Source organism: Rhizobacter sp. P5_C2 (genome assembly GCF_054049715.1).
The window spans coordinates 65,904-91,793 of record NZ_JBFULV010000014.1 but is presented as its reverse complement, the minus strand read 5'-3'; the positions used below and the strand labels follow the sequence as shown (position 1 = coordinate 91,793).

Genomic DNA, 25,890 nt, shown 5'->3' with positions numbered 1-25,890 from the left:
AGCCGCAGCAGCCCGGCGTCACGCCGCGCCCGCGCCCTGGCCGCGACGTGCCGGACAACAGCGAGCGGCCCGGCGGCAACCGCCCGCCGGTCGCGAACGCGACCCAGCCGCCGGTGCCGACGGTGAACACGCCGGAGCGTCGCCATCCGATGCCGGTGAACCAGAACGGCGAATCGCGCGGCAACCCGCGCGGTGACCGCGGCGAGCGGCCTGCCCCGGTGGGCGGCCAGCCGCAACTGCAGCCGCGCCCGGTGCCGCAGCAGCAACAGCCGGCGCCGCAGGTCCAGGTGCAGCAACCGGCGCCGCAGGTGCAGCGCCCGAGTCCGCCGCAAGTGCAGCAGCCGCAGGCGCCGCAGCGTCCACAGCCGCAGGCACCCCAGGCGCCTCAGGTTCAGCCGCCGCCGCGCGCCCCTGAGGTGCGTGTGCCGCAGCCGGCGCAACCGCGCCAGGAGCAGCCCCGCGTCGAACAGCGGCAGGAACGGCAGGAGCGCCAGGAACGCCCCGAGCGCCGCAACAACAACGAGCGCGAGCGCTGAGCGCCTCCGGCGCTCAGCCGAGCATCGGCTTCAGGCCCGCCCAGACGTTGTCGAGCATCGTCGGGTGGGCCTTCGCGATCGGGTGGATGCGGTCGGGCTGGAACATCGCGTCGGCCTGCGGCGAGTCGGCCACGCCCTTCAGCAGGAAGGGCACGAGGCCGGTGTCTTCGGTCTTCGCGACCTGCGCGAACAGCGCGGCGAAATCGGCACCGTACTGTCGGCCGTAATTCGGCGGCACCTGCATCCCGACCACCAGCACCTTGGCGCCGGCCTGCTTGGCAGCGCGCACCATCGCGAGCAGGTTGTCGCGCGTCATCGAGAGCGGCAGGCCGCGCAACGCATCGTTGCCGCCGAGCTCGATCACGACGATGCCCGGCTGGTGCTGCTTCAGCAACGCCGGCAGGCGCGAGCGGCCGCCGGAGGTGGTGTCGCCACTGATGCTCGCGTTGACGACGCTGGCGGCGATCTTGTCGCGCGCGAGCCGCTCGCCGAGCAACGCGACCCAGCCTTCGCCGCGCTGCAGGCCGTACTCGGCCGACAGGCTGTCGCCGAGCACCAGCACGCGGCGCGGCGCGGCCGCGTGAACCCCCGGCACGGCGCTGGCCGCGGCAAGCAAGGTACAGTGAACCAGCAACGCGCGTCGCGTGAGCCGTCTACCTGCAGAAGCATTCATGTCCGAATCCATCATTTCCGTCGAGCGTGTCACCAAGCAGGTGCAGGACTCGACCGGTGTGCTGACCATTCTCCACGAGATCGAGTTCGCGCTCGCCGCGCGCCAATCGGCCGCCATCGTCGGTGCGTCCGGCTCGGGCAAGAGCACCTTGCTGTCGATCATCGCGGGCTTGGACACGCCGAGCACCGGAACGGTTCGCCTGGCCGGCCACGATCTTTTCGCGCTCGGCGAGGATGCGCGCGCCGCGGTGCGGGCCGCGCAACTCGGCTTCGTGTTCCAGAGCTTCCAGCTGCTGGGCAACCTGAACGCGCTCGAGAACGTGATGCTGCCGCTCGAGCTGCAGGGCCGCAACGATGCACGGGCGCTGGCCACCGAGATGCTGCGCCGCGTGGGCCTGGGCGAGCGCTTGTCGCACTACCCGAAGGTGCTGTCGGGCGGCGAGCAGCAGCGTGTTGCGCTGGCGCGCGCCTTCGTCGTGAAGCCGGCGGTGCTGCTGGCCGACGAGCCCACCGGCAGCCTCGATTTCGCGACCGGCGAGAAGGTGATGGAGCTGATGTTCGAGCTGAACCGCGAATCGGGCACGACGCTGGTGCTGGTCACGCACGACCGCGGCATCGCGGCGCGCTGCGACCGGCAGTTGCACATCGAGGCGGGGCGGCTGGTGGTGGCCGAGGCGGTGTGAGCTGCTGACCGAGCCGGCCATGAAAAAGGGCGCCCGCAGGCGCCCTCTGTTTGAAGCCGACAGGCCTCAGTTCGCGGTCGAGAACTTGTAGTCGGTCTTCGCCTTCGCGCGGATCTCGTCGCGGAACTTGGCGAGCTTCTGCTGGCCCAGGCGCTGCAGGATCTGTGGCTTCACTTCTTCGAGCGGCGGGAACTGCGCATCGCGCGTGTCTTCCAGCTTGATGATGTGGTAGCCGAACTGCGTCTTCACCGGCTCCTGCGTCATCTCGCCCTTCTTCAGCTTGATCATCGCCTGCGAGAACTCGGGCACGTACGAACCGGGGTTGGCCCAGTCGAGGTCGCCGCCGTTCTCACCCGATCCCGGGTCCTTCGAATTCTTCTTCGCGAGGTCTTCGAATTTCGCGCCGCCCTTGATCTGCGCGATCAGGGCCTTCGCGTCTTCTTCCTTCTCGACCAGGATGTGGCGAGCGTGGTACTCGGTGCCGCTGGCCTGCGCCTTGAACTTCTCGTACTCGGCCTGGACGTCGGCATCGACCACCGGGTTCTTCTTCTGGAAGTCGTTGAACAGCTCGCGGATCAGGATGCTCTGGCGGGCCAGTTCAAGCTGTTGCTTGTAGTCGGCGCTGCCGGTCAGGCCGCGCTTCTCGGCTTCCTGCATGAACATCTCGCGCAGCACGACCTCGTCGCGCACCTGCGCCTCGAGTTCGGCGGTGCGCGGCTGGGCGCCTTGCGGGCCGGGCTTGGTGGCTTGCGCCAGCAGCGCTTCGACGCGCGACTTCGGCACGGGCTTGCCGTTGACGATCGCCACGTTCTGGGCCATCGCCGCCGGCACGAACAGGGCAGCACTGATCACCAGCAGCGAAGCGTGGCGGGCAAGGGTCGACTTCTTCATGGGCTTATGGCCTTTCAACGGGGAATCGCATGGGTGCGAACGGGGGACGAATGGAGAAGATACCGTGCGGGATGGGTGGGTGCTGCCGTGGGACCCGGGAAGGTCACCGTCACGTCTTTGGATCAGCTTTCACCCGGCGCGCGGGCCTCGATGGCCAGAGCGTGTATGCCGCGCGGAATCAAGGTTCGAAGGGCATCATATACGAGGCGATGCCGCTTCAGACGTGACAGATCGTTGAACTGCGCGCTCACCACCTGCACGCTGAAGTGCCGGCCTTCACGGGCCCCCGCATGGCCGGCATGCAGGTGGCTGTCGTCGGTGATCGCGAGGCTGTCGGGCTGCAGCGCCTCGCGCAGCGCGGCCTCGATCTCGTGCGAGCTGACGGCCATGCTCAGCCTCGCTCTCCGGACGCTTCCTTGGCCGGCTCGACCGGCGGCACGGGCTTGTCTTCATCCGGCAGATGGCGGCTCAGATAGAACCCCTGGCCCAGCACGAAGACCAGCATCAGCCCGGTCGCACCGAACACCTTGAAGGTGGCCCAGGTCGACTGCGTGAAGCTGTAAGCCACGTAAAGATTCAACAAGCCCATCAGTCCGAAGAATGCGACCCATGCGAAATTCAGGCGCTGCCAGACGGCCGCCGGCAGCACCAGCTGCTCGCCCATCAGCTTCTGCGGGATGTTCTTGCCGAGCACGCTCTGGCTGAACCAGAAGGCCAGGCCCATCACCCAGTACAGCACGCTGGGCTTCCACATGATGAAGGTGGCGTTGTGGAACCAGATCGTCGCGCCGCCCAGCACCACCACCAGCGCCAGCGTCACCCACAGCATCGTGTGCACCTTGCGGCGCAGCAGCTTCAGCGTGAGCACCTGCAGCAAGGTGGCGGCGATCACCACCAGCGTGGCCAGCAGCACCGCGGCCTCGTTGGGGCCGACGCTGCCGCCCGAGACCAGGAAGCCGAAATGCTCGCTCGCGAAGGCCGCGGCTGCATCCTTGTTGGTGTCGGCGAACTTGAAGGTGCCGAAGAACAGCAGCAGCGGAAGGAAATCGAGCAGCAGGGTCATCAGGAGGGCGCAGTCGGCAAGGACGGGGGCGTAGTCAAGGCTTGGGGGCGAAGTCTATCGCCGCCGAGTTGATGCAGAAGCGCTCGCCGGTCGGCTCCGGGCCGTCCTCGAAGACGTGGCCCAGGTGCGAGCCGCAGTTGTTGCAGCGCACCTCGACGCGCACCATGCCGTGGCTGCGGTCGACCACGCGCTCGACGACCTCGCTGTTGATCGGCTCCGAATAGCTCGGCCAGCCACAGCCGGCGTCGAACTTGGTGTCGGATGCGAACAGCGGCGTGCCGCAGCCGACGCAGTCGTAGCGCCCGGCCTTGAAGTGGTCCCAGTACTTGCCGGTGAAGGCGCGCTCGGTGGCGGCGTGGCGCGCCACCTCGTACTGCATCGGGCTCAGCTGGGCGCGCCATTCGGCGTCGGTCTTCGTGACGCTGTAGGGGTTGCCGTCGTCGGGGCGGTGGTCGTGGTCGTTCGAACTCATGATGAACAGGACACCTCGATGTGTTGCGCCCAGTCGGGCGGAAAGTCGGCGTACGCCGCGTGCTCGGGCTGTTCGTCGAAGGGCGCCGACAGAACTTTCAGCAGCCGTTGCACCTCAGCGAAATCGCCGCCCCGGGCCGCACGGATCGCGGTGTCGGCCAGGTGGTTGCGAAGCACGTACTTGGGGTTCACGCGGTTCATCCGCAAGGCGCGTTCGGCATCGACGCTGCCTTCGGAGCGCAGCCGCGCCGCATAGTTCCGTGCCCAGGCGTCGAAGGCCTCGCGGTCGATGAAGAGGTCGCGCAGCGCGTCGTTGGTTGCGCCCTCGCGGCTGTCGAAGCCGGCGAGGCGGCGGAAGGTGATGCTGAAATCGGCACGGTCGGCCGCCATGCGCTGCAGCAGGCCCTCGGCCAGCGCGCGGTCGCCGTCTTGCGTGGCGGCCAGGCCCAGCTTGGCGCTCATGCGCGCATCGAGCGTCGCCGCGAACTCGGTCTTGTAGGGCTCCAGCGCCTCGAGCGCCGCTTCCTGGTCGTCGATCAGCGGCAGCAGCGCCTGGGCCAGCGCATGCAGGTTCCAGAACGCGACGTTGGGCTGGCGCGCATAGGCGTAGCGGCCCTGGTGGTCGGAGTGGTTGCAGACGTGGCCGGGGTCGAAGGCGTCGAGGAAGCCGTACGGGCCGTAGTCGATCGTCAGCCCGAGGATCGACATGTTGTCGGTGTTCATCACGCCGTGGCAGAAGCCGACGGCCTGCCAGTCGGCCATCAGGCGCGCGGTGCGCCGCGCCACCGCCTCGAGCAGCGCGACGGCCGGCTGCGCGGCATCACGGCATTCGGGGTAGCCGATGTCGATCACGAAATCGACCAGCCGGCGCAGTGCGTCGACGTTCGGTTCGGTGTGCGCGAAGTGCTCGAAGTGGCCGAAACGGATGAACGACGGCGCGACCCGCGTGACGACCGCGGCAGTCTCGATCTCCTCGCGCCGCACCGGCAGTGCCGAGCCGGTGATGCTGAGCGCCCGCGTCGTCGGCACGCCCAGCGCGTGCATGGCCTCGGAGGCCAGGAACTCGCGGATCGACGAGCGCAGCACCGCGCGGCCGTCGCCCATGCGGGAGTAGGGCGTGAGGCCCGCGCCCTTCAGCTGGATCTCCATCGGCCCGGCGGGGGTCTGCAGCTCGCCCAGCCACAGCGCGCGGCCGTCGCCCAGCTGGCCGGCCCAGACGCCGAACTGGTGGCCGCTGTAGACGCTGGCCAGCGGCTGCATCGGCGCCTCGGCCAGGTTGCCGCTGAGGGCGGCCAGCAGCCGCGCGTCGGAGGGCGGCTCGCCCGGCAGGTCGAGCAGCCGAGCGCAATCGGCGCTCCAGGCCACCCAGTGCGGGTCGGGCAAGCCCTGCGGCGGCAGCTCGGTGAAGAAGTCGGCACCGAGCGACGCAAAGCGGTTCGGCCAGTGCGGGCCCAGCAGCGGCGGCATCGGGGAGGGAATCGGCAAGGCGCTCATAGGGCCGAAAGTGTAACGAGCGGGTCGACCCGACCCGACGGGGTGGGTAAGCGCCGGAACGGGGCGACCATCCACCCGTACAGCTGTGCTGTGGCACGGTCGTCGTCCCGTACGGGTAAACAGCCAGCCGCCCCGGAGCGTGGCTTTCCTATCATTTCCCGCACCGAAAAACGTTTTGTGCGCTGACGCGCACGTACCACGCGGGAGAAGTCCATGTCACGCCTGATGGGCCAGATGATGCAGATGCCCTTGCTGATCTCCTCGCTGGCCGTGCACGCCGCGCGGCACGCAGCAGACACCGAGATCGTCTCGAAGCGCTGCGAGGGCGACATCCACCGCACCACCTGGAAGGCCCTGGAGCTGCGCTCGCGCAAGCTGGCCCAAGCCCTCGCACGCCTCGGTTGCGAGCCCGGCGACCGCGTCGCGACGCTGGCCTGGAACGGCTACCGCCACCTGGAGATCTACTACGGCAGCTCCGGCTCCGGGCTGGTGTGCCACACCATCAACCCGCGGCTCTTCCCCGAGCAGATCGCATGGATCGCCAACGACGCGCAGGACAAGGTGCTGTGCTTCGACCTGAACTTCCTGCCGCTGGTCGAGAAGCTCGCGCCGCAGCTCACGCAGGTCAAGCACTTCGTGCTGATGACCGATCGCGCGCACATGCCGCCCGCGAGCCCGCTGCCGGGCCTGGCCTGCTACGACGAACTGGTCGAGGCCGAGGATGGCGCCTACGCCTGGCCGCAGTTCGACGAGAACACCGCGTCGAGCATCTGCTACACCTCCGGCACCACCGGCCACCCGAAGGGCGCCGTGTACAGCCACCGCTCGACGCTGCTGCATGCCTTCGCGGCGGCGCTGCCCGACTCGATGGGTTGCTCGGCCGCCGACGCGATCCTGCCGGTGGTGCCGATGTTCCACGTCAACGCCTGGGGCCTGCCGTATGCCGGCGCGCTGGTCGGCGCCAAGCTGGTGCTGCCGGGGCCGCACCTCGACGGCAAGTCGCTGTACGAGCTGTTCGAGACGGAGCAGGTCACCTTCAGCGCCGGCGTGCCGACGGTGTGGCTCGGGCTGCTGAACTACGTCAAGCAGAACGGCCTGAAGTTCAGCAGCTTCCGCCGCACGGTGATCGGCGGCTCGGCCTGCCCGCCGTCGATGATGCGGGCGCTGGAAGAGGAGCACGGCGTCGAGGTGATCCACGCCTGGGGCATGACCGAGATGTCGCCGCTGGGCACGCTGTCGAAGCTGAAGGCGAAGCATGTCGGGCTCGACGATGCAGCCCGCCGCCAGTTGCTCGAGACGCAGGGCCGCGTGGTCTACGGTGTGGACATGCTGATCGTCGGCAACGACGGCCGCCCGCTGCCCTGGGACGGCCACACCTCCGGCGACCTGCTGGTGCGCGGGCCGTGGGTGATCCAGAACTATTTCGGGCAGAAGACCGGTGACCCCAGAGAATCGCCGCTGGTCGAGATCGACGGCCAAAGCTGGTTCCCGACCGGCGATGTCGCGACGATCAACCCTGACGGCTTCATGCAGATCACCGACCGCAGCAAGGACGTGATCAAGTCCGGCGGCGAGTGGATCAGCTCGATCGAGCTGGAGAACGTCGCGATGGGCCACCCCGGCGTGCACGAGGCGGCGGTGATCGCCTGCGCCCACCCGAAGTGGGACGAGCGGCCGCTGCTGGTGGTGGTGCGCAAGCCGGGCGTCGCGCTGGAAGCCCGGGAACTGCTCGGCTTCTTCGAGGGCCGCATCGCGAAATGGCAGATCCCGGACGACGTCGCCTTCGTCGACGAGATCCCGCACACCGCGACCGGCAAGATGCTGAAACTGAAGCTGCGGGAGAAATTCAAGGACCACAAGCTCCCGACGGCCTGACGGCGCACGGTTCGATTCCGCTGTGCGGGCCGCTCCTGTCTCTCCCGTGACAGTGCCTGTCGGGTAGTCCCTCAAACAGTCATCTACCCGCTTCCATTACCGTTCGCCGTTGTCGCAATCAACTCGCGAGGTTCCCATGGAATTCACCCGGAAGCTGTTCGGTCTCTCCGTCGCGGCGGCCTTTTCGCTGCATGCCGGCATCGCTTTCGCGCAGGCCGGTGAAACCGTCAAGATCGCGTGGATCGATCCGCTGTCCGGCCCGTTCGCGAGCCTCGGCGCGAACCAGCTGAAGAGCTTCCAGTTCATGGCCGAGCGCATCAGCGGCAAGAAGAACCCGGCCGGCGTCACCTTCGAGGTGGTCGGCTTCGACAACAAGGCCTCGCCACAAGAGAGCCTGAACGTGCTGAAGGCGGCCATCGACCAGGGCTTCCGCTACGTGACGCAGGGCAACGGCTCGGGCGCGGCGGCCGCCATCATCGACGCGGTGTCCAAGCACAACGAGCGCAACCCGGGCAAGGAGATCGTGTTCCTGAACCACTCCGCGGTCGACCCGGACCTCACCAACAGCAAGTGCAACTACTGGCACTTCCGCTTCGACGCCGACACCTCGATGAAGATGGAGGCGATGACGACCTACATGAAGGACCAGCCGTCCATCAAGAAGGTCTACCTGATCAACCAGAACTACTCGCACGGCCAGCAGGTCTCGAAGTTCGCGAAGGAAACGCTGGCGCGCAAGCGCCCCGACATCCAGATCGTCGGCGACGACCTGACGCCGCTCGGCCAGGTGAAGGATTTCTCGCCCTACGTCGCGAAGATCAAGCAGAGCGGCGCCGACACCGTGATCACCGGCAACTGGAGCCAGGACCTGACGCTGCTGATCAAGGCCGCCAAGGACGCCGGCCTCGACGTCACCTTCTACACCTACTACGCGAGCGTGATCGGCACGCCCACCGCGATCGGCGCGGCCGGCGAGGGCAAGGTCAAGATGATCGCGTACGCGCACAACAACATCCCGGGCGACATCGCGGTGGTGGCCGAGGAGTTCAACAAGAAGTTCAAGGAAGACTTCTTCACCACCGACATCTACAACATCTTCACGATGCTGCCGGCCGCGATGTCCAAGGCCAGGAGCACCGACCCGGTCAAGGTGGCCGCCGCGATGGAGGGCCTGACGGTGAAGGGCTTCAGCGGCGACATCACGATGCGCGCCTCCGACCACCAGATGCAGCAGGGCCTGTACCTGAGCACCTGGCGCAAGGTCGACGCGAAGAACAAGTACAACGTGGAAGGCACCGGCTACACCTTCGTGCCGGACAAGTTCTACGAGCCCTACGTGTCGAGCACGCCGACCTCGTGCCAGATGAAGCGTCCGGGAGCGTAAGCGCGCCGCCCACTGACAATCCCGCGGTCGGCCACCGGTCGCCGCGGGATTTTTCATCCAGGACACGATGGAGTTCTTCACCACATCGCTCTTGAACGGCATCAGCTACGGCCTGCTGCTGTTCATGCTGAGCTCGGGCCTGACGCTGATCTTCAGCATGATGGGCGTGCTCAATTTCGCCCACGCGAGCTTCTACATGCTGGGCGCGTACTTCGCGTACACGACGACGCTGTTCCTGGGCTTCTGGCCGTCGCTGGTGGTCGCGCCGCTGCTCACCGGCGTGGTCGGCGCGCTGTTCGAGCGCTTCTGCCTGCGCCGCGTGCACCGCTTCGGCCACGTCGCCGAGCTGCTGATCACCTTCGGGCTGTCGTTCGTGATCCTCGAGCTGGTGCAGCTGACCTGGGGCCGCTCGGCGGTCGACTACCGCGTGCCGGCCATCCTCGACGGCCCGCTGTTCACGCTGTACGGCACGCAGTTCCCGATGTACCGCGCGTTCATGATGTTCGTCGCGCTGCTGATGCTGGTGTCGGTGTGGCTGCTGCTGTCGCGCACCCGCATCGGGCTGGTGATCCAGGGCGCGCTGACGCACCCCGACATGGTCGAGGCGCTCGGCCACAACGTGCCGATGGTGTTCATGGGGGTGTTCGGCGGCGGCGCGGCGCTGGCCGGCCTGGCCGGCGTGATCGGCGGCAACGCCTACGTCACCGAGCCGACGATGGCCGGCGCGGTCGGGCCGATCATCTTCGTCGTCGTGGTGGTCGGCGGCATGGGCTCGCTGGCCGGCGCGTTCGTCGCGTCGCTGCTGATCGGGCTGGTGCAGACCTTCGCGGTCGCGCTCGACCAGTCGGCGCTCGGCGCGCTGCAGTGGGCGGGCCTCGCGATCACGCCCGAGAGCTTCGGCTACCCGCTGCTGAAGCTGAAGATCTCGCAGGTGGCGCCGATCCTGCCGTACCTGCTGCTGGTGCTGATGCTGATCTTCCGCCCCAAGGGCCTGATGGGGACGCGCGAAGGATGAGTGCCGTGCTGAAACCCGCCGTGCCGGCCCCCGATCCGGCCACCCCGGCCACCGGCGTCGAAGCGCGTGGCCCGCACCACCAGCGCATTCACTTCCGGCCCTGGAACGTCGGCCGGTGGGTGATGTGGGGCGTGTTCGCGCTGCTGCTGATCGTCGCGCCGCTGCTGTTCACCAGCGGCCTCGCGATGACGATGCTGTCGCAGATGGGCTACATGATCATCATCTGCCTGAGCTACAACCTGCTGCTCGGCCAGGGCGGCATGCTGAGCTTCGGCCATGCGGTGTACGTCGGGCTGGGCGCGTTCTTCGCGATCCATGCGATGAACCTGGTCGGGGCCGGCCGCCTGCCGCTGCCGATGAGCCTGGTGCCGCTGGTCGGCGGGCTGGCCGGCGCGGGCGTCGCGGCGCTGCTCGGCTGGGTGACGACCAAGAAATCGGCCAACACCTTCGCGATGATCACGCTGGGCGTCGGCGAGCTGGTCGCGGCGATGGCGCTGATGTTCCCCGAGTTCTTCGGCGGCGAGGGCGGCGTCAGCTCGAACCGCGTGGCCGGCAAGGCGGTGCTGGGCATCACCTTCGGGCCGCAGGTGCAGGTGTATTACCTGATCGCGATCTACTGCTTCGTCTGCACCGCGGCGCTGTACGCGCTGACGCGCACACCGTTCGGCCGCATGCTGAATGCCGTGCGCGACAACCCGGAGCGCGTCGAGTTCGTCGGCTACAACACGCAGGTGGTGCGCTACCTGGCGTTCGTCATCGCCGGCTTCTTCGCCGGCATCGGCGGCGGGCTGACGGCGCTGAACTTCGAGATCGTCACCGCGGATTCTGTCGGTGGCTTCCGCTCGGGCAGCTATTTGCTGTTCACCTTCCTCGGCGGCGCGTTCTTCTTCTTCGGGCCGATCATCGGCGCGGTGCTGCTGGTGCTGGCCTTCGTGCTGTTCTCCGAGATCACGAAGGCCTGGCAGATCTACCTGGGGCTCGTCTTCATGTTCATGGTGATGTTCGCGCCCGGCGGCATCTCGAGCCTGATCATGATGAACCTGCGGGTCGCCGGCTTCGGCAAGCTGCGCCGGCTCGCGTCGTCGTACCTGGCGCTGGGCGGCACCGGCGCGGTGGCGCTCGCCGGTGCGGCGGCGATCGTCGAGATGATCTACCACGTGCAGCTCAACTCGGCACTCGGCCCGACGCTGCGCTTCATGGGCGGCACGCTGAACGTGCAGGGCCTGGACAGCTGGTTCGGCGCGGTGTTCGTGATGGCGATCGGCATCGCGATGTTCGAGGTCGCGCGGCGCGAGTTCAAGCGGCAGTGGGATGAAACGCAGCAGGAGATCGAGAAAGAGATCAAGCGGAGGGAAGCCTTGTGAGCGCGCATCCCTTCGCACTGGAACTCACCGACGTCCGCAAGAGCTTCGGCAAGACCGAGATCATCCGAGGCGCGAGCCTGCAGGTGAAGCCCTGCGAGCGGGTCGCGATCATCGGCCCGAACGGCGCTGGCAAATCGACGCTGTTCAACCTGATCAGCGGGCGCTTCGGCATCAGCACCGGCGACATCCGGCTGAACGGTGCGTCGATCGCCGGCCGCAAGCCCTACGAGATCAACCGCATGGGCCTGGCGCGCAGCTTCCAGGTGTCGAACCTGTTCGTGCGGCTGTCGGTGTTCGAGAACATCCGCTGTGCGGTGCTGTGGTCGCTGGGCTACCGCTATGCGTTCTGGAAGTTCCTGGCCGACCTGCGCGACGCGAACGACCGCGCCGACGAGGTGCTGCGCATGATCAAGCTCGACAAGAAGCGCGACGTGCAGGCGATGAACCTGACCTATGCCGAGCAGCGCGCGCTGGAGATCGGCATCACGATCGCCGGCGGTGCCAGCGTGGTGCTGCTCGACGAGCCGACCGCCGGCATGAGCAAGAGCGAGACGACGCGCTTCATCCAGCTGATCCGCGAGGTGACGGTGGGCAAGACGCTGTTGACGGTGGAGCACGACATGGGCGTGGTGTTCGGCCTGGCCGACAAGATCGCGGTGCTGGTGTACGGCGAGGTGATCGCGTTCGACGTGCCGGAGGCGGTGCGGGCGAACCCGAAGGTGCAGGAGGCGTACCTCGGCTCGGTGCTGGTGGCGCACGAAAAAGCGCACGACAAGGCGCACGGGGCCTGATGCGATGCTGAAACTCGACAACCTGCATGCGTTCTACGGCAAGAGCCATGTGCTGCACGGCGTGACGCTGGACGTGAAGCCCGGCGAGATCGTCAGCCTGCTCGGGCGCAACGGCTCGGGCCGCTCGACCACGGTGAAGGCGATCATGGGCCTGGTCGACGGAAAGGGCTCGGTGCGCTGGGGCGAGCGCGAGCTGCTCGGGCTGAAGGCCTTCGAGATCGCGCACCAGGGCATCGGCTACGTGCCGGAGAACCGCGACATCTTTCCGAAGCTGACGGTGCACCAGAACCTGCTGCTCGGCCAGAAGCGGGGCCGGCCGCAGCCACGCTGGTCGTTCGACGACATGTACGCGATGTTCCCGCGCCTGAAGGAGCGGCAGCACACCGAGGCCGGCGTGCTGTCGGGCGGCGAGCAGCAGATGCTGACGCTGTGCCGCACGCTGATGGGCGACCCTGACCTGATCATGATCGACGAGCCGACGGAAGGCTTGGCGCCGAAGATCGTCGAGCAGGTCGCGCAGTACTTGAACGAGCTGAAGCGGCGCGGCGTCTCGGTGCTGCTGGTCGAGCAGAAGCTGACGATCGCGCTGGAGATCTCGCAGCGTTGCTATGTGATGGGGCATGGGCGGATCGTGTTCGAGGGCACGCCGACCGACCTGCGGGGCAACGCCTATATTCGCAAGGAGTGGCTGGAGGTCTGACTCCGGATGCCAATCCGGGCTTGTCGCTGACGAGACATCACCCCGCCACGATTCCTTCCTAGAATCGAACGATCGTTCTATTTCCACTCTCCATCATCCGGAGGACACCGCATGAGCGCCACCTACGAACTTCGCGGCCCCGTTGCCGTGATCACGCTCGACAACCCGCCCGTCAACGGCCTCGGCTACGACACCCGCAAGGGCCTCACCGACGGGCTCGACAAGGCCCAGGCCGACGACAAGGTCAAGGCCGTCGTGATCACCGGCGCCGGCAAGGCCTTCTCGGGCGGTGCCGACATCCGCGAGTTCGGCTCGCCGAAGGCGCTGCAGGAGCCGAACCTGCTGAGCGTGATCCTCGCGGTGGAGGCTTGCACCAAGCCGGTGGTCGCCGCGATCCACACGGTGTGCATGGGCGGCGGGCTCGAGCTCTCGCTCGGGTGCCACTACCGCGTCGCCGCGCCCGGCACGCAGGTCGCGCTGCCCGAGGTGAAGCTGGGCCTGGTGCCCGGGGCCGGCGGCACGCAGCGCCTGTCGCGCGTGATCGGCGTCGAGAACGCGCTGAACATGATCGTCAGCGGCGAGCCGGTCAAGAGCGAGCTGCTCGCAATGGCGCCGGGGCAGAAGCTGTTCGACAAGATGATCGACGGCGACCTGCTGGCCGGTGCGGTGGCGTTCGCGACCGAGGTCGCCGACAAGCGTCCGCTGCCGCTGGTGCGCCACCTGAAGGCCGAGCACCCGAACCCCGACGCGTTCTTCCAGTTCGCGCGCAACACGGTCGGTGCGATGTCGCGCAACTTCCCGGCGCCGTTGCAGTGCGTCGAGACCGTCGCCGCCTCGGTCTACAAGAAGTTCGACCACGGCATGAAGCAGGAGCGCGAAGCCTTCATCGCGCTGATGATGACGCCCGAGAGCCGCGCGCTGCGCCATGCCTTCGTGGCCGAGCGTGCCACCACCAAGATCCCCGACGTGCCGGCCGACACGCCGGTGCGCGACGTGAAGAAGCTCGCGGTGATCGGTGCCGGCACGATGGGCGGCGGCATCGCGATGAACTTCCTGAACGCCGGCGTCCCGGTGGTGATGCTCGAGATGAAGCAGGAGGCGCTGGACAAGGGCGTCGCGATCATCCGCAAGAACTATGACGCGCAGGTCAAGAAGGGCAAGCTGAAGCAGGACAAGCTCGACGCCCGCATGGCGCTGCTGAGCACCACGCTGAACTACGCCGACCTGAAGGACGCCGACATGGTGATCGAGGCGGTGTTCGAGGACATCGGCGTGAAGGAGCAGGTCTTCAAGACGCTCGACGAGGTGATGAAGCCCGGCGCGATCCTCGCGAGCAACACCTCGACGCTGGACGTCAACAGGATCGCGTCGTTCACCAAGCGCCCGCAGGACGTGATCGGCACGCACTTCTTCAGCCCGGCCAACGTGATGAAGCTGCTGGAGGTGGTGCGCGGCGAGAAGACCGCGAAGGACGTGCTGGCCACCGTGATGGCGCTGGGCAAGAAGATCAAGAAGACCTGCGTGGTGTCGGGCGTGTGCGACGGCTTCATCGGCAACCGGATGATCGAGCAGTACTCGCGCCAGGCCGGCTTCCTGCTGGAAGAGGGCTGCACGCCGCAGCAGGTCGACAAGGCGGTCGAGAAATTCGGCTTCGCGATGGGCCCGTTCCGCATGGGCGACCTCGCGGGCAACGACGTCGGCTGGTACATCCGCAAGCGCCGCTACCTGGAGAAGCCGGACCTGCGCTACAGCAAGACCGCCGACCTGCTGTGCGAGATGGGGCGCTTCGGCCAGAAGACCGGTGCCGGCTGGTACGACTACGTGCCGGGCAAGCGCGATGCGATCCCGAGCGCGCTGGTCGACGGGATGATCGAGAAGCACCGTGCCGAGCTGGGCATCACGCCGCGCAAGATCAGCGACGACGAGATCGTGCACCGGCTGGTGTTCGCGCTGGTCAACGAGGGCGCGAAGATCGTCGAGGAGGGCATTGCGCTGCGCGCGAGCGACATCGACATGGTCTACCTCACCGGCTACGGTTTCCCGCTGCACCGCGGCGGGCCGATGTGCTATGCCGACACCGTGGGCTTGTTCAACGTGGTGGCGAGCATGCGCCGCTTCGCGAAGAACCCGCACGACGACGCGAAGTTCTGGCAGCCCGCGCCGTTGCTGGCGCGCCTGGCGGCCGAAGGCAAGACTTTCTCCTGATCAGGGGCACACACCATGACCAATGCAGTGATCGTTTCCACCGCCCGCACGCCGCTGGCCAAGAGCTGGAAGGGCGCCTTCAACATGACGCATGGCGCGACGCTGGGCGGGCACGCGGTGAAGGCCGCAGTCGAGCGCGCCGGCATCGAAGGCGCTGAGGTCGACGACGTGATCATGGGCTGCGCGACGCCCGAGGGCGCGACCGGCAGCAACATCGCACGCCAGGTCGCCTTGCGCGCCGGGCTGCCGGTGACGACCAGCGGCGTGACCGTGAACCGTTTCTGCTCGAGCGGCCTGCAGACGATCGCGATGGCTGCGCAGCGCGTGATCGCCGGCGAGGGCGACGTGTACGTGGCCGGTGGCGTCGAGAGCATCTCGTGCGTGCAGAACGAGGCCAACAAGCACATGATCGTCGACCCCTGGCTGCGCGAGCACAAGCCGGAGATCTACTGGAGCATGCTGCAGACCGCCGAGCAGGTGGCCAAGCGCTACAAGATCGGCCGCGACCGCATGGACGCGTACGGCGCGGCGAGCCAGCAGAAGGCCTGTGCGGCGCAGGACGCCGGCAAGTTCAGCGACGAGATCGTGGCGGTCACGGTGACCGCGGGCGTGGCCGATCCGGTGATGGGGCTGCGCAGCAAGGAAGTGACGATCAGCGTCGACGAGGGGTTGCGGTACGGCACGACGGTCGAAGGCATCGCGGGCATCAAGCCGGCCTTGCCGGGCGGGCTGATCGCTGCCGGCAATGCGAGCCAGTTCAGCGACGGTGCCGGCGCTTGCGTCGTGATGAGCGAGACGCTGGCGCAGCAGCGCGGGCTGAAGCCGCTGGGGCGCTTTCTCGGCTTCGCGGTGGCGGGTTGCGAGCCTGATGAAATGGGCATCGGCCCGGTGTTCGCGGTGCCGAAGGTGTTGAAGCGGCTTGGGCTCACCGTGCAGGACATCGACCTGTGGGAGCTGAACGAGGCCTTCGCGGTGCAGGTGCTTTATTGCGCCGACACGTTGGGGATTCCGATGGACCGCTTGAACGTCAACGGCGGGGCCATTGCTGTCGGGCATCCGTATGGCGTCAGTGGTCAGCGCCTGACTGGCCATGCGTTGATCGAGGGCAAGCGCCGTGGGGCCAAGCGGGTCTGCGTCACGATGTGCATCGGCGGTGGCATGGGGGCCGCTGGCATCTTCGAAGTGCTATAGCACACGGCGACCGGTGGTGCAGGCTTCGATACCTCAGCCCGAACGGGTGGTGGCCTGCGGACGTCGAACACCCCATCACCGTTCGGGCTGAGGTATCGAAGCCTGCGCGAATTCGCGCATGTGCTTTCGTCATCGAGATCGACATGCGCCCAACCCTCGACTTCTTCCTCTACGACTGGCTCGCGGTCGACGCCTTGCGCCACCGCAGCCGCTTCTCCGACCACTCGCGCGACACCTTCGACGCCGTGCTCGACACCTGCGAGCGCATCGCCCGCGAGAAGTTCGCGCCCTTCAATCGCATCACTGACACCGAAGAGCCTCGCTTCGATGGCGAGCGCGTGATCCAGCCGCAGGCCACGCACGATGCCTCGCGGGCCTATGTCGAATCCGGCATGCTCGCCGCGGCGCAGGACTACGAGATCGGTGGCATGCAGCTGCCTTGCGTGATCGAGATGGCCGCGAATGCTTTCTTCGCGAAAGGCGGCATCGGCATGGGCGGCGGTGGCATGCTGACGAGCGGCAATGCCAACCTGCTGATGGCGCACGGCACGCCGCTGCAGAAAGAAGTGTTTGCGAAGAACGAGTTCTCCGGGCGCTTCTTCGGCACCATGTGCCTGAGCGAACCGCAGGCCGGGTCGAGCCTGTCGGACATCGTCACCCGTGCCACGCTTGACGGTGCCGATGCGGCTGGTGATCCGCTCGGCCCTCGCTACCGCCTGCGCGGCAACAAGATGTGGATCTCGAACGGCGAGCATGAGCTGGCCGAGAACATCGTCCACCTGGTGCTCGCGAAGATCCCCGGGCCCGATGGCGCACTCGTTCCCGGCACGCGCGGCATCTCGCTGTTCGTCGTGCCGAAGAAGATGGTCGACGCCGAAGGCCGCCTCACCGGCGAACGCAACGACGTGGCGCTCGCCGGGCTCAACCACAAGCTGGGTTATCGCGGCATTCCGAACACGCTGCTGAACTTCGGCGAGGGCAGGTTTCCGGTGCGCGGGGAAGGCGGCGCCATCGGCTACCTCGTCGGGCAGCCCGGCGAAGGCTTGCGCTGCATGTTCCACATGATGAACGAGGCCCGCATCGGCGTCGGGCTGGGGGCAACGATGCTCGGCTACGCCGGCTACGAAGCGAGCCTCGACTATGCGCGCGGACGCCCGCAAGGGCGTCCCATCGGACCCAGCGGCAAGGACGCGACGCGGCCGCAGGTGCCGATCATCCAGCACGCCGACGTCAAACGCATGCTGCTCGCGCAGAAGAGCTACTGCGAAGGCGCGCTGGCGCTGGAGCTGTACTGCGCTCGCCTCGTTGACGAGTTGCATACCGCGCCCCCTGAGATCGCGGCCGAAGCAGGGCTGCTGCTGGAGATGCTGACCCCCATCGCGAAAAGCTGGCCCAGCGAGTGGTGCCTGGAGGCCAACAGCCTCGCGATCCAGGTGCTCGGCGGCTACGGCTACACCCGCGACTACCCGGTGGAGCAGTACTGGCGCGACAACCGCCTCAACATGATCCACGAGGGCACCCACGGCATCCAGGCGCTCGACCTGCTCGGCCGCAAGGTCGTGATGGACGGCGGCAAGGGCCTGATGTTGCTGGCCAACAAGGTCAACGCGACGATCCAGCGCGCGCTGATGCTGCCTGCACTCGCCGAACACGCCAACGCGCTGGCCGGTGCGCTGAAGGCGCTGGGCAACGCCACCAAGGCCGCGTGGGCCAGCGGCGTGCCCGAAGAGGCCCTCGCCAATGCCACGCCCTACCTGCAGGCCTTCGGGCACACCGTGCTGGCCTGGGTCTGGCTGGACGTCGCGATCTGCGCGCAAGAGCACCTGGAGCAAGCCACGGCGGCAGGGCAGGGCGACACCGCGCTGCTGCACGGCAAGCTGGCCGCCGCGCGCTTCTTCTTCCGCTACGAACTGCCCAAAGTCCCCGCCTGGCTGAAGGTGGTCGAGACACGGGACGATACTTGCCGTTCCATGAACGATGCCTGGTTCTGACACCGGGCCAGATTGCGATGAAGACTTCGACCGTCGAAACCCTCGTCTGGGTGCTGATCTACGCCGGCTTGCTGGGCGTCGGCCTGGGGCTGGCGGTGCAACGCTACGTGGAGCCGCTGGGCTGGGGCATCGCGGTGGTTGGCRGGGTCGTCGCGACCTGCGGCATCGTGCTGATCTACGTGCGCTCGCGCATGAAGAGCCCCACCTGAACCCTTTGATCCGGACTCCCATGAACTTTCGCTTCACCTTGCTGGCCATCGCGCTCGTCGCCGGCAGCGCCGTCGCCCAGCCGGCCACGCCGTCGTACGTGTTCCCGAACTACCGCAACGCGGCGCAGGCCGATGCCGATTGCAAGGTATTGATCGCCAGCGCCCGCGCCGACGAGAAGCGCCTGCAGGCGGGACAGGCCACGACGCTGCTCGCCGAGCTCGACGGCATGAACCGGCGCTACGAAGACGTCGTCGGGCCGCTGTCGCTGCTGAACGCGGTGCACCCCGACAAGGCGGTGCGCGATGCGGCCGATGCCTGCGACCTCGGCTACCAGAACTTCCGCAACAGCTTCCTGCAGAACCCCAAGATTTACGCGCTGCTGAAGCAGGTCAAACCTGCCGATGACATCGATGCCCGCCTGCTGCGCGACACGCTCGATGCGTTCGAGGACGCCGGCGTCGCGCTGACGCCCGCCCGCCAGGCGCGCGCGAAGAAGCTCAGCAACGAGATCACCCGGCTCGGCCAGCTGTTCGACCGCCGCATCCGCGACGACAAGACGCGGGTCGCGTTCGCGCCCGAGGAACTCGACGGCGTGCCGGCCGAGGCCTTGAAGGACCGCAAGCGCGATGCGACCGGCCGCTACGTGTTCGGCCTCGACTACCCGAGCTACGACGCGATCATCGAGAACGCGAGCCGCGGCGCCACGCGCGAGCGCATGTGGCGTGCGTTCCAGAACCTGGGTGGCACCGCCAACCTGAAGACGCTGCAGCAGCTCGGCCAGTTGCGCCGCGAGTACGCGCAGCTGTTCGGCCTCGAGTCATATGCGGATTTCGCGATGCGCCGCCGCATGGCCGGCAACGCCGCGGCGGTGCAGACCTTCCTCGGCACCGTGAAAGACGCCGTCGCGCAGCGCGAAGTGGCCGACCTCGGCCTGCTGCGTGAAGCCAAGGCCCGCGACCTGAAGCAGTCGCTCGAGTCGACCACGCTGAACCGCTGGGACCTGACCTACTACACCTTCAGCGAGCGCCGCAACCGCTTCCAGCTCGACGCCGAGGAGTTCCGCACCTACTTCCCGCCGCAGGCCAGCCTGGACTTCGTGTTCCGCGTCGCCGGCCAGCTGTTCGGCGTGCAGTTCGAGCCGCTGAAGCAGGCGCTGTGGCACCCCGACGCGCAGTCGTTCGAGGTGCGCGACGTCGCCAGCAAGAAGGTGCTCGGCACGTTCTTCGTCGACCTGTACCCGCGCGAAGGCAAGTACAACCACGCGGCGGTCTGGAGCTTCCGCAACCCGTCGACGCTCGTGAACCGCACGCCGGCCGCCGGCCTCGTCGTCAACTTCAACCGCCAGGGCCTGAACATCGACGAGCTCGAGACGCTGCTGCACGAGTTCGGCCACGCGATGCACGGGCTGCTGTCGAACACCCGCTATGCGACGCAGGGCGGCACCAACGTGCAGCTCGATTTCGTCGAGGCGCCGTCGCAGATGCTCGAGGACTGGGTCTACGACGCGCGCGTGCTGGCGCTGTTCAAGGAGGTCTGCCCGAGCTGCAAGCCGGCCCCGGACAACCTGGTGGAACGGGCCTCGAAGGCGCGTGATTTCGCGAAGGGCATCGCGGTGGCGCGCCAGCACCTGTACGCGAGCTACGACCTCGCGCTGTACGCGAAGGATGCGCCCGAGCCGATGGCCACCTGGCAGCGCATGGAAGGCGCGACGCCGCTCGGCCACGTGAGGGGCAGCATGTTCCCGGCCGGCTTCTCGCACATCGCGACCGGCTACGCCTCGGGCTACTACGGCTACCTGTGGAGCCTGGTGCTGGCCGAGGACCTGCGCACCGCGTTCGCCGCCGACAAGCTCAGCAGCGAGGTCGGCATGCGCTACCGCGAGCAGGTGCTGTCGCAGGGCAGCCAGCAGGCGCCGGCCCGGCTGATGCGCAACTTCCTGGGCCGCGAGACGAACAGCGATGCCTTCTTCAAATCCCTGAACCGCCACAACGACTAGGAGATCGATTCCATGAGCACGCCGATCCAGACCTTGTTCAACCTCGAAGGCAAGACCGCGCTGGTGACCGGCGGCTCGCGCGGGCTCGGCCTGCAGATTGCCGAATCGCTGGGCGAGGCCGGCGCGAAGATCCTGCTGACCTCGCGCAAGGCGGCTGACCTGGAAGAGGCCGCCGCGCACTTGCAGGCGCGCGGCATCGACACCCGATGGGTCGCGGCCGACGCGAGCCAGCCGGACGAGATCCAGCGCGTGGCCGACGAGGCGATGCAGCGGCTCGGCCGCGTCGACATCCTCGTCAACAACGCCGGCGCCACCTGGGGCGCGCCGGCCGAGGACTACCCGCTGGAGGCCTGGGACAAGGTGATGAACCTGAACATCCGCAGCATCTTCCTGATGAGCCAGGCGATCGGGCGGCTCAGCATGATCCCGCGCCAGTCGGGCCGCATCATCAACGTCGCGTCGATCGCCGGGCTGTCGGGCTCGCCGTCGACGATGAAGTACATCGCCTACGGCACCAGCAAGGGCGCAGTCGTCAACTTCACGCGCACACTGGCGGCGGAGTGGGGGCGCCACGGCATCACCGTCAACGCGATCGCGCCGGGCATGTTCCCGAGCAAGATGACGGCCGGCACGATCGCCAAGGTGGGTGTCGAGGCGCTCGCGACCGGCGCGCCGCTCGGCCGCATCGGCGACGACGACGACCTGAAAGGCGTCGCGCTGCTGTTCGCCTCGGCCGCGGGAAAGCACATCACCGGCCAGATCCTCGCGGTGGATGGTGGCGTCAGCGCGGTGCATGGCCACTGAGATGGAATTTCCCGTCCACATTCCCTTCGTCGCCCAACTCGGCTTCGAGCTGCTGAAGTTCGAAAACGGCGAGGCCGAGATCGGCGTGACGCTGCGCGACGAGCTGTGCAACTCGTGGAGCGTCGCGCACGGTGGCGTCACGATGACGCTGCTGGATGTTGCGATGGCGCATGCCGCGCGCAGCAGCTCGATCAAGCCGGGCGGCCAGCCGGGCGGCACCGGCGTCGTGACGATCGAGATGAAGACGAGCTTCATGCGCCCGGGCCTCGGCCGACTCGTCGCGCGCGGCAAGCTGCTGCACGCGACCGCGTCGCTCGCGTTCTGCGAGGGCACGGTGGTCGATGCGAACGGCGAGCTGCTCGCGAGCGCGAGCGGCACCTTCAAGTACCTGCAAGGGCTTCCGGCAGGGGGACGCAAGATCCTCCGCTCGAACGCCTCCGACTGACCCACGACACAAGCCAGGAGACAAGCCATGACCACCACCAACCAGCAGATCGTTCTCGCGTCTCGCCCCGACAAGGAGGCCGTCGCCGCCAACTTCCGCCTCGTGTCGACCCCGGTGTCGGCACTGGCGGACAACCAGGTGCTGGTGCGGCACCACTTCCTGTCGCTCGACCCGTACATGCGCGGCCGCATGAACGCCGGCAAGAGCTATGCGCAGCCTCAGCCGCTGGACCAGGTGATGATCGGCGGCACGGCCGGCGAGGTGGTCGAATCGCGCCACGCGGGCTTCAAGGCCGGCGACAAGGTGGTCGGCATGGGCGGCTGGCAGCAGTACAGCGTGGTCGACGCGAGCCAGCCCGGCACGCTGCGCAAGGTCGATACCGCGCACATCCCGTTGTCGGCCTACCTCGGTGCGGTTGGCATGCCGGGTGTGACCGCCTGGTACGGCCTGGTGAAGATCTGCACGCCGAAGGAGGGCGAGACCATCGTCGTCAGCGCGGCCAGCGGTGCGGTCGGCGGCGCGGTGGGGCAGCTCGCCAAGGTGCGCGGCTGCCGCGCGGTCGGCATCGCCGGCGGGCCGGACAAGTGCCGCTACGTGGTCGACGAGCTGGGCTTCGATGCCTGCATCGACTACAAGGCGCACCGCGACCCCAAGGCGCTGTACGCCGCGCTGAAAGAAGCCACGCCGGACGGCGTCGACGGCTACTTCGAGAACGTCGGCGGGCTGATGCTCGACACCGTGCTCGCGCGCATGAACGCCTTCGGTCGCGTCGCGCTGTGCGGGATGATCTCCGGCTACGACGGCCAGCCGATCCCGTTGACGCACCCGCAGCTCATCCTGCAGTCGCGGCTGAAGCTCGAGGGCTTCATCGTCAGCGAGCACATGGGCGTGTGGCCGGAAGCGCTGAAGGAGCTGGGCACGCTGGTGGCGACCCGCAAGCTGAAGTACCGCGAGACGGTGGCGCAGGGGATCGAGTCGGCCCCGGAGGCGTTCCTGGGGCTGTTGAAGGGCCAGAACTTCGGCAAGCAACTGGTGAAGCTCGTCTGAACCCGAGACGCTGTCGGCGGTCGAACGCCGACAGCGATTGGAGGACCTGGCGATGAAGACCTCATCCACACCCGTCGCGGGCGAAGAGTTCCGCGAAGACCTGCGGCCGATCGAACCACCGCGCACTGCGGCGGCGCGCGTGGCTGGTTCCGGCAATGCAGCCGCGCGCCGCATCCTGAACGCCGACGAGATCGCGTCGCTGACGCAGCTGAACGACTGGCGCTCGTTCGGCGCGGTGCTGACCACCTTCGGCAGCATCGCACTGGCCGTTGCCGCGGCGCTGCTCACCTGGGRCATGCCGTGGGGCTGGGCGATCGCGGTGCTGGCGGTGCTGGTGATCGGCGTGCACCAGCACGGCCTGTTCATCCTGGCGCATGAATCGGCGCACTACCGGCTGTTCAGCCACCGCGGCGTCAACGATGCGGTGGGCAGGCTGATCGGCATGGCCGGCGGCATCTCGATGTGCACCTACCGCGTGATCCACCGGCTGCACCACAACAATCTCTACACCGCGGAAGACCCGGACACGGCCATCCACGGCGGCTACCCGCGCGGCGTGCTGTACCTGTGGAAGAAGCTGGGCCAGGACCTCGTCGGCTGGAACGCATGGAAGACCTTCGCGTATTTCTTCGGCGCGCCGGCACTCAATGACGTGACGCAGAAGGCGGCGCGCCCGCTGGACGACACCTCGCCGCAACTGCGCGCCAGCGCGCGCCGCGACCGCTGGGCCGTGGTGGCCTTCCAGGTCGCAGCGCCGCTGCTCTGCTGGGCCTTCGGCGGCGGGCGGGGCCTGCTGCAGTACGCGGTGCTGTGGATGCTGCCGTTGCTGACGGTGCTCCAGCCCATCCTGCGGCTGCGCGCGATCATGGAGCACGGCGGGGTGACCGACCTGTCGTCGCCGCTGACGGCCGCGCGCAGCAACCGCACGAGCGGCGGTGTCGCCAACGTGATGGGCCGCGCGCTGTTGTTCCCGCACCATGTGAACTACCACCTGGAGCATCACCTGTACCCCGCCGTGCCGCACTACCACCTGCCTCGCCTGCACCGTCTGCTGGTGGAGAAGGGCGCGCTGCACAACGCCGAGGTTCGTGACCTGCGGGGAACCTGGAAGATCATCTTCGCGCCGCGTGCGCCGAAGGGCTGACATGACCGAACTCATCCTGCATCACTACGACGGCTCACCGTTCTCCGAGAAGGTGAGACTCATCCTCGGCTTCAAGGGCCTGGCGTGGAAGTCGGTGAAGGTGCCGGTGATTCTGCCCAAGCCCGACGTCGTCGCGCTGACCGGCGGCTACCGCCGCACGCCGTTCCTGCAGATGGGCGCCGACATCTGGTGCGACACCGCACTGATGGCGCGCGTGATCGACACGCTGGCGCCGAAACCGCCGCTGTACCCGCACGCGGCCGGCGACCTGCAGCACCTCGTCGCGCAGTGGGCCGACTCAACCTTGTTCTGGACCGCGATTCCGTACACGATGCAGCCGGCCGGCGTGGCCCACATCTTCGAGGGCGCGCCACCCGAATTCCTGAAGGCCTTCGGTGCCGACCGCGCGGCCATGACGGCCGGCATGCGCCGCGTGACCACCGCCGACGCCGCCGTGCAGTTGCTCAGCTACTTCGGCTGGCTCGAATCGCAGGTCGCCGATGGCCGGCCGTTCCTGATGGGTGCGCAGCCCTGCATCGCGGATTTCTCGGTCGCGCAGTCGCTCTGGTACATCCGCCGTGCACCGCCGGTGGCGACCATCCTCGCGCCGTTCGGCAAGCTGATCAGCTGGTACGAGCGCGTCGCGGCCTTCGGGCACGGTGCGGTCGAGAAGATGACGAGTGCCGACGCGCTGGACATCGCCGCGCGCGCCACCACCCATGCGCCGGTGAAGGTGGAGCCGGGACTCGGCTTCGACGCCGGCGCGGCCGTCACCGTGATGCCCACCGACTACGCGCCCGACCCGGTGGCCGGCACGCTGGTCGGGCTGACGGCACATGAGGTGGTCGTCGAGCGGCTCGACGAGCGCGGCGGGCTGCTGCATGTGCACTTCCCGCGCATCGGCTACCAGGTCAAGAAGGTTTCAACGGAGACGACATGAAGAACTTCAAGGGCGGCACCGCCGTCATCACGGGGGCAGGATCGGGTTTCGGGTTGGAGGCCTCGCGCATTGCCGCGCGGCTGGGCATGAACGTCGTGATGGCCGACGTGCAACAGGACGCGCTGGACACCGCAGCCGCCGAGATCCGCGCGCTCGGCGCGCAGGTGCTCGCACAGCGGCTCGACGTGGCCAAGGCCGCTGAAGTCGAGGCCCTGGGCGCTGCGACGTTCGAGCGCTTCGGTGCGCCGAACGTCGTGTTCAACAACGCCGGCGTCGGTGCCGGCGGGTTGATCTGGGAGCACACGCTGAAGGACTGGGAGTGGGTCGTCGGCGTCAACCTGATGGGCGTCGCGCACGGCGTGCGGGTCTTCACGCCGATGATGCTGGCCGCTGCGAAGAAGGACCCGGCCTGGCAAGGCCACATCGTCAACACCGCGTCGATGGCCGGCATGGTGTGCGCGCCCAACATGGGCGTCTACAACGTGACCAAGCATGCGGTCGTCGCGATGAGCGAGACGCTGTACCAGGACCTGCGCCTCGTCACCGACCAGGTCAGCGCCTCGGTGCTGTGCCCGTTCTTCGTGCCCACCGGCATCCACCAGAGCCACCGCAACCGGCCAGCCGACCTGCGCGACGGCGACGCGAAGCCGACCAAGAGCCAGCTGATCGCGCAGGCCATGAGCAACAAGGCGGTGACCAGCGGCAAGCTGACTGCGGCCGAGGTCGCGCAGATGGTGTTCGACGCGATCGCGAACGACCGCTTCTACATCTTCAGCCACCCGAAGAGCCTGGCCAGCGTGCAGACGCGGCTCGAGGACATCATGACGCCGCGCAACCCGACCGATCCGTTCGCGCAGAAGCCTGAGCTGGGCGAGGAATTGAAGGCGGCGCTGCGCACGGTGTAGCCCTCGGTATCCCTTGGCACATGGCGGCTGGGAAGCCGCCACGACATGACTCGTCATACAAGTCACCCATCGC

General features: G+C 67.7%; 24 protein-coding genes and 1 pseudogene. 19 read left to right on the top strand and 6 right to left on the bottom strand.

The window, feature by feature from the left end; all coding sequences use genetic code 11:
• Nucleotides 1–536, top strand: a pseudogene (locus tag ACXJLU_RS07445) (hypothetical protein); the annotation flags it as partial.
• Between the two features lie 13 nt (nt 537–549).
• Here the strand turns inward: ACXJLU_RS07445 and ACXJLU_RS07440 are convergent.
• Nucleotides 550–1,209 carry an arylesterase gene (locus tag ACXJLU_RS07440; protein WP_457329806.1) on the bottom strand — a complete coding sequence of 220 codons (660 nt, stop codon included), beginning with the start codon at nt 1,207–1,209 and terminating at the stop codon, nt 550–552.
• On the opposite strand from ACXJLU_RS07440, the gene ACXJLU_RS07435 reads away from it, so the two are divergent.
• Nucleotides 1,208–1,891, top strand: coding sequence for an ABC transporter ATP-binding protein (locus ACXJLU_RS07435; protein ID WP_073464765.1), 684 nt, complete (start codon nt 1,208–1,210; stop codon nt 1,889–1,891). The two genes, ACXJLU_RS07440 and ACXJLU_RS07435, sit on opposite strands and share 2 nt — an antisense overlap.
• 66 nt (nt 1,892–1,957) lie before the next feature.
• Here ACXJLU_RS07435 and ACXJLU_RS07430 read toward each other — a convergent pair whose 3' ends face one another.
• From ACXJLU_RS07430 to ACXJLU_RS07410, 5 genes are all read right to left on the bottom strand, one after another.
• Nucleotides 1,958–2,782 (bottom strand): peptidylprolyl isomerase, encoded by an 825-nt coding sequence (locus tag ACXJLU_RS07430; protein ID WP_457329805.1) that lies wholly within the window; start codon nt 2,780–2,782, stop codon nt 1,958–1,960.
• Nucleotides 2,783–2,904: 122 nt separating this feature from the next.
• Nucleotides 2,905–3,171: a BolA family protein gene (locus tag ACXJLU_RS07425; RefSeq protein ID WP_457329804.1), complete on the bottom strand. Its 267-nt coding sequence runs from the start codon at nt 3,169–3,171 to the stop codon at nt 2,905–2,907.
• A 2-nt stretch (nt 3,172–3,173) separates the two neighbouring features.
• Entirely contained in the window at nt 3,174–3,845 is a 672-nt protein-coding gene (locus tag ACXJLU_RS07420; RefSeq protein WP_457329803.1) for a septation protein A, read from the bottom strand.
• A 34-nt stretch (nt 3,846–3,879) separates the two neighbouring features.
• Nucleotides 3,880–4,317 carry a peptide-methionine (R)-S-oxide reductase MsrB gene (gene msrB / locus ACXJLU_RS07415; RefSeq protein ID WP_457329802.1) on the bottom strand — a complete coding sequence of 146 codons (438 nt, stop codon included), beginning with the start codon at nt 4,315–4,317 and terminating at the stop codon, nt 3,880–3,882.
• Nucleotides 4,314–5,783: a protein adenylyltransferase SelO gene (locus tag ACXJLU_RS07410; RefSeq protein ID WP_457329801.1), complete on the bottom strand. Its 1,470-nt coding sequence runs from the start codon at nt 5,781–5,783 to the stop codon at nt 4,314–4,316. Before ACXJLU_RS07410 ends, msrB begins: the two co-directional genes overlap by 4 nt.
• Nucleotides 5,784–6,023: 240 nt before the next feature.
• Here ACXJLU_RS07410 and ACXJLU_RS07405 point away from each other — a divergent pair, with 240 nt between their 5' ends.
• The 17 genes from ACXJLU_RS07405 (at nt 6,024) to ACXJLU_RS07325 (ending at nt 25,817) form a co-directional block, all read left to right on the top strand.
• Entirely contained in the window at nt 6,024–7,685 is a 1,662-nt protein-coding gene (locus ACXJLU_RS07405) for a 3-(methylthio)propionyl-CoA ligase (RefSeq protein ID WP_457329800.1), read from the top strand.
• Nucleotides 7,686–7,821: 136 nt separating this feature from the next.
• Nucleotides 7,822–9,069: a branched-chain amino acid ABC transporter substrate-binding protein gene (locus tag ACXJLU_RS07400; protein WP_457329799.1), complete on the top strand. Its 1,248-nt coding sequence runs from the start codon at nt 7,822–7,824 to the stop codon at nt 9,067–9,069.
• A 67-nt stretch (nt 9,070–9,136) separates the two neighbouring features.
• A complete protein-coding gene (locus ACXJLU_RS07395; protein ID WP_457329798.1) occupies nt 9,137–10,084 on the top strand; it encodes a branched-chain amino acid ABC transporter permease in 948 nt (315 codons plus the stop codon).
• Entirely contained in the window at nt 10,081–11,448 is a 1,368-nt protein-coding gene (locus ACXJLU_RS07390; RefSeq protein ID WP_457329797.1) for a branched-chain amino acid ABC transporter permease, read from the top strand. Before ACXJLU_RS07395 ends, ACXJLU_RS07390 begins: the two co-directional genes overlap by 4 nt.
• Entirely contained in the window at nt 11,445–12,239 is a 795-nt protein-coding gene (locus ACXJLU_RS07385; protein WP_457329796.1) for an ABC transporter ATP-binding protein, read from the top strand. Before ACXJLU_RS07390 ends, ACXJLU_RS07385 begins: the two co-directional genes overlap by 4 nt.
• 4 nt (nt 12,240–12,243) lie before the next feature.
• Nucleotides 12,244–12,939, top strand: coding sequence for an ABC transporter ATP-binding protein (locus ACXJLU_RS07380; protein WP_457329795.1), 696 nt, complete (start codon nt 12,244–12,246; stop codon nt 12,937–12,939).
• Between the two features lie 111 nt (nt 12,940–13,050).
• On the top strand, nt 13,051–15,144 hold the full coding sequence (locus ACXJLU_RS07375) for a 3-hydroxyacyl-CoA dehydrogenase NAD-binding domain-containing protein (RefSeq protein ID WP_457329794.1): 2,094 nt from the start codon (nt 13,051–13,053) through the stop codon (nt 15,142–15,144).
• 15 nt (nt 15,145–15,159) lie between these two features.
• Nucleotides 15,160–16,335, top strand: a complete 1,176-nt coding sequence (locus ACXJLU_RS07370) for an acetyl-CoA C-acyltransferase (RefSeq protein ID WP_457329793.1) — start codon at nt 15,160–15,162, stop codon at nt 16,333–16,335.
• Between the two features lie 143 nt (nt 16,336–16,478).
• A complete protein-coding gene (locus ACXJLU_RS07365) occupies nt 16,479–18,326 on the top strand; it encodes an acyl-CoA dehydrogenase family protein (RefSeq protein ID WP_457329792.1) in 1,848 nt (615 codons plus the stop codon).
• 17 nt (nt 18,327–18,343) lie between these two features.
• A complete protein-coding gene (locus ACXJLU_RS07360) occupies nt 18,344–18,535 on the top strand; it encodes a hypothetical protein (RefSeq protein ID WP_457329791.1) in 192 nt (63 codons plus the stop codon).
• 20 nt (nt 18,536–18,555) lie between these two features.
• Nucleotides 18,556–20,532 (top strand): M3 family metallopeptidase, encoded by a 1,977-nt coding sequence (locus ACXJLU_RS07355; protein WP_457329790.1) that lies wholly within the window; start codon nt 18,556–18,558, stop codon nt 20,530–20,532.
• 12 nt (nt 20,533–20,544) lie between these two features.
• Entirely contained in the window at nt 20,545–21,336 is a 792-nt protein-coding gene (locus ACXJLU_RS07350; protein WP_073464806.1) for an SDR family oxidoreductase, read from the top strand.
• Between the two features lies 1 nt (nt 21,337).
• A complete protein-coding gene (locus ACXJLU_RS07345) occupies nt 21,338–21,781 on the top strand; it encodes a PaaI family thioesterase (RefSeq protein WP_457329789.1) in 444 nt (147 codons plus the stop codon).
• A gap of 27 nt (nt 21,782–21,808) precedes the next feature.
• Nucleotides 21,809–22,828 carry an NADP-dependent oxidoreductase gene (locus tag ACXJLU_RS07340; RefSeq protein WP_457329788.1) on the top strand — a complete coding sequence of 340 codons (1,020 nt, stop codon included), beginning with the start codon at nt 21,809–21,811 and terminating at the stop codon, nt 22,826–22,828.
• Nucleotides 22,829–22,880: 52 nt separating this feature from the next.
• A complete protein-coding gene (locus ACXJLU_RS07335; protein WP_457329787.1) occupies nt 22,881–23,972 on the top strand; it encodes a fatty acid desaturase family protein in 1,092 nt (363 codons plus the stop codon).
• A gap of 1 nt (nt 23,973) precedes the next feature.
• Complete coding sequence (locus ACXJLU_RS07330) at nt 23,974–24,912, top strand: glutathione S-transferase family protein (protein ID WP_457329786.1); 939 nt, start codon at nt 23,974–23,976, stop codon at nt 24,910–24,912.
• Complete coding sequence (locus ACXJLU_RS07325) at nt 24,909–25,817, top strand: SDR family oxidoreductase (RefSeq protein WP_457329785.1); 909 nt, start codon at nt 24,909–24,911, stop codon at nt 25,815–25,817. Before ACXJLU_RS07330 ends, ACXJLU_RS07325 begins: the two co-directional genes overlap by 4 nt.
• Nucleotides 25,818–25,890 lie beyond the last annotated feature (73 nt).

Excerpts from the sequence above, each read along its gene's own strand:
- ACXJLU_RS07435 (WP_073464765.1), top strand. The coding sequence starts at position 1,208 with ATGTCCGAATCCATCATTTCCGTCGAGCGTGTCACCAAGCAGGTGCAG.
- ACXJLU_RS07440 (WP_457329806.1), bottom strand. The coding sequence starts at position 1,209 with ATGAATGCTTCTGCAGGTAGACGGCTCACGCGACGCGCGTTGCTGGTT.
- ACXJLU_RS07430 (WP_457329805.1), bottom strand. The coding sequence starts at position 2,782 with ATGAAGAAGTCGACCCTTGCCCGCCACGCTTCGCTGCTGGTGATCAGT.
- ACXJLU_RS07425 (WP_457329804.1), bottom strand. The coding sequence starts at position 3,171 with ATGGCCGTCAGCTCGCACGAGATCGAGGCCGCGCTGCGCGAGGCGCTG.
- ACXJLU_RS07420 (WP_457329803.1), bottom strand. The coding sequence starts at position 3,845 with ATGACCCTGCTGCTCGATTTCCTTCCGCTGCTGCTGTTCTTCGGCACC.
- msrB (WP_457329802.1), bottom strand. The coding sequence starts at position 4,317 with ATGAGTTCGAACGACCACGACCACCGCCCCGACGACGGCAACCCCTAC.
- ACXJLU_RS07410 (WP_457329801.1), bottom strand. The coding sequence starts at position 5,783 with ATGCCGCCGCTGCTGGGCCCGCACTGGCCGAACCGCTTTGCGTCGCTC.
- ACXJLU_RS07405 (WP_457329800.1), top strand. The coding sequence starts at position 6,024 with ATGTCACGCCTGATGGGCCAGATGATGCAGATGCCCTTGCTGATCTCC.
- ACXJLU_RS07400 (WP_457329799.1), top strand. The coding sequence starts at position 7,822 with ATGGAATTCACCCGGAAGCTGTTCGGTCTCTCCGTCGCGGCGGCCTTT.
- ACXJLU_RS07395 (WP_457329798.1), top strand. The coding sequence starts at position 9,137 with ATGGAGTTCTTCACCACATCGCTCTTGAACGGCATCAGCTACGGCCTG.
- ACXJLU_RS07390 (WP_457329797.1), top strand. The coding sequence starts at position 10,081 with ATGAGTGCCGTGCTGAAACCCGCCGTGCCGGCCCCCGATCCGGCCACC.
- ACXJLU_RS07380 (WP_457329795.1), top strand. The coding sequence starts at position 12,244 with ATGCTGAAACTCGACAACCTGCATGCGTTCTACGGCAAGAGCCATGTG.
- ACXJLU_RS07375 (WP_457329794.1), top strand. The coding sequence starts at position 13,051 with ATGAGCGCCACCTACGAACTTCGCGGCCCCGTTGCCGTGATCACGCTC.
- ACXJLU_RS07370 (WP_457329793.1), top strand. The coding sequence starts at position 15,160 with ATGACCAATGCAGTGATCGTTTCCACCGCCCGCACGCCGCTGGCCAAG.
- ACXJLU_RS07365 (WP_457329792.1), top strand. The coding sequence starts at position 16,479 with ATGCGCCCAACCCTCGACTTCTTCCTCTACGACTGGCTCGCGGTCGAC.
- ACXJLU_RS07355 (WP_457329790.1), top strand. The coding sequence starts at position 18,556 with ATGAACTTTCGCTTCACCTTGCTGGCCATCGCGCTCGTCGCCGGCAGC.
- ACXJLU_RS07350 (WP_073464806.1), top strand. The coding sequence starts at position 20,545 with ATGAGCACGCCGATCCAGACCTTGTTCAACCTCGAAGGCAAGACCGCG.
- ACXJLU_RS07345 (WP_457329789.1), top strand. The coding sequence starts at position 21,338 with ATGGAATTTCCCGTCCACATTCCCTTCGTCGCCCAACTCGGCTTCGAG.
- ACXJLU_RS07340 (WP_457329788.1), top strand. The coding sequence starts at position 21,809 with ATGACCACCACCAACCAGCAGATCGTTCTCGCGTCTCGCCCCGACAAG.
- ACXJLU_RS07330 (WP_457329786.1), top strand. The coding sequence starts at position 23,974 with ATGACCGAACTCATCCTGCATCACTACGACGGCTCACCGTTCTCCGAG.
- ACXJLU_RS07325 (WP_457329785.1), top strand. The coding sequence starts at position 24,909 with ATGAAGAACTTCAAGGGCGGCACCGCCGTCATCACGGGGGCAGGATCG.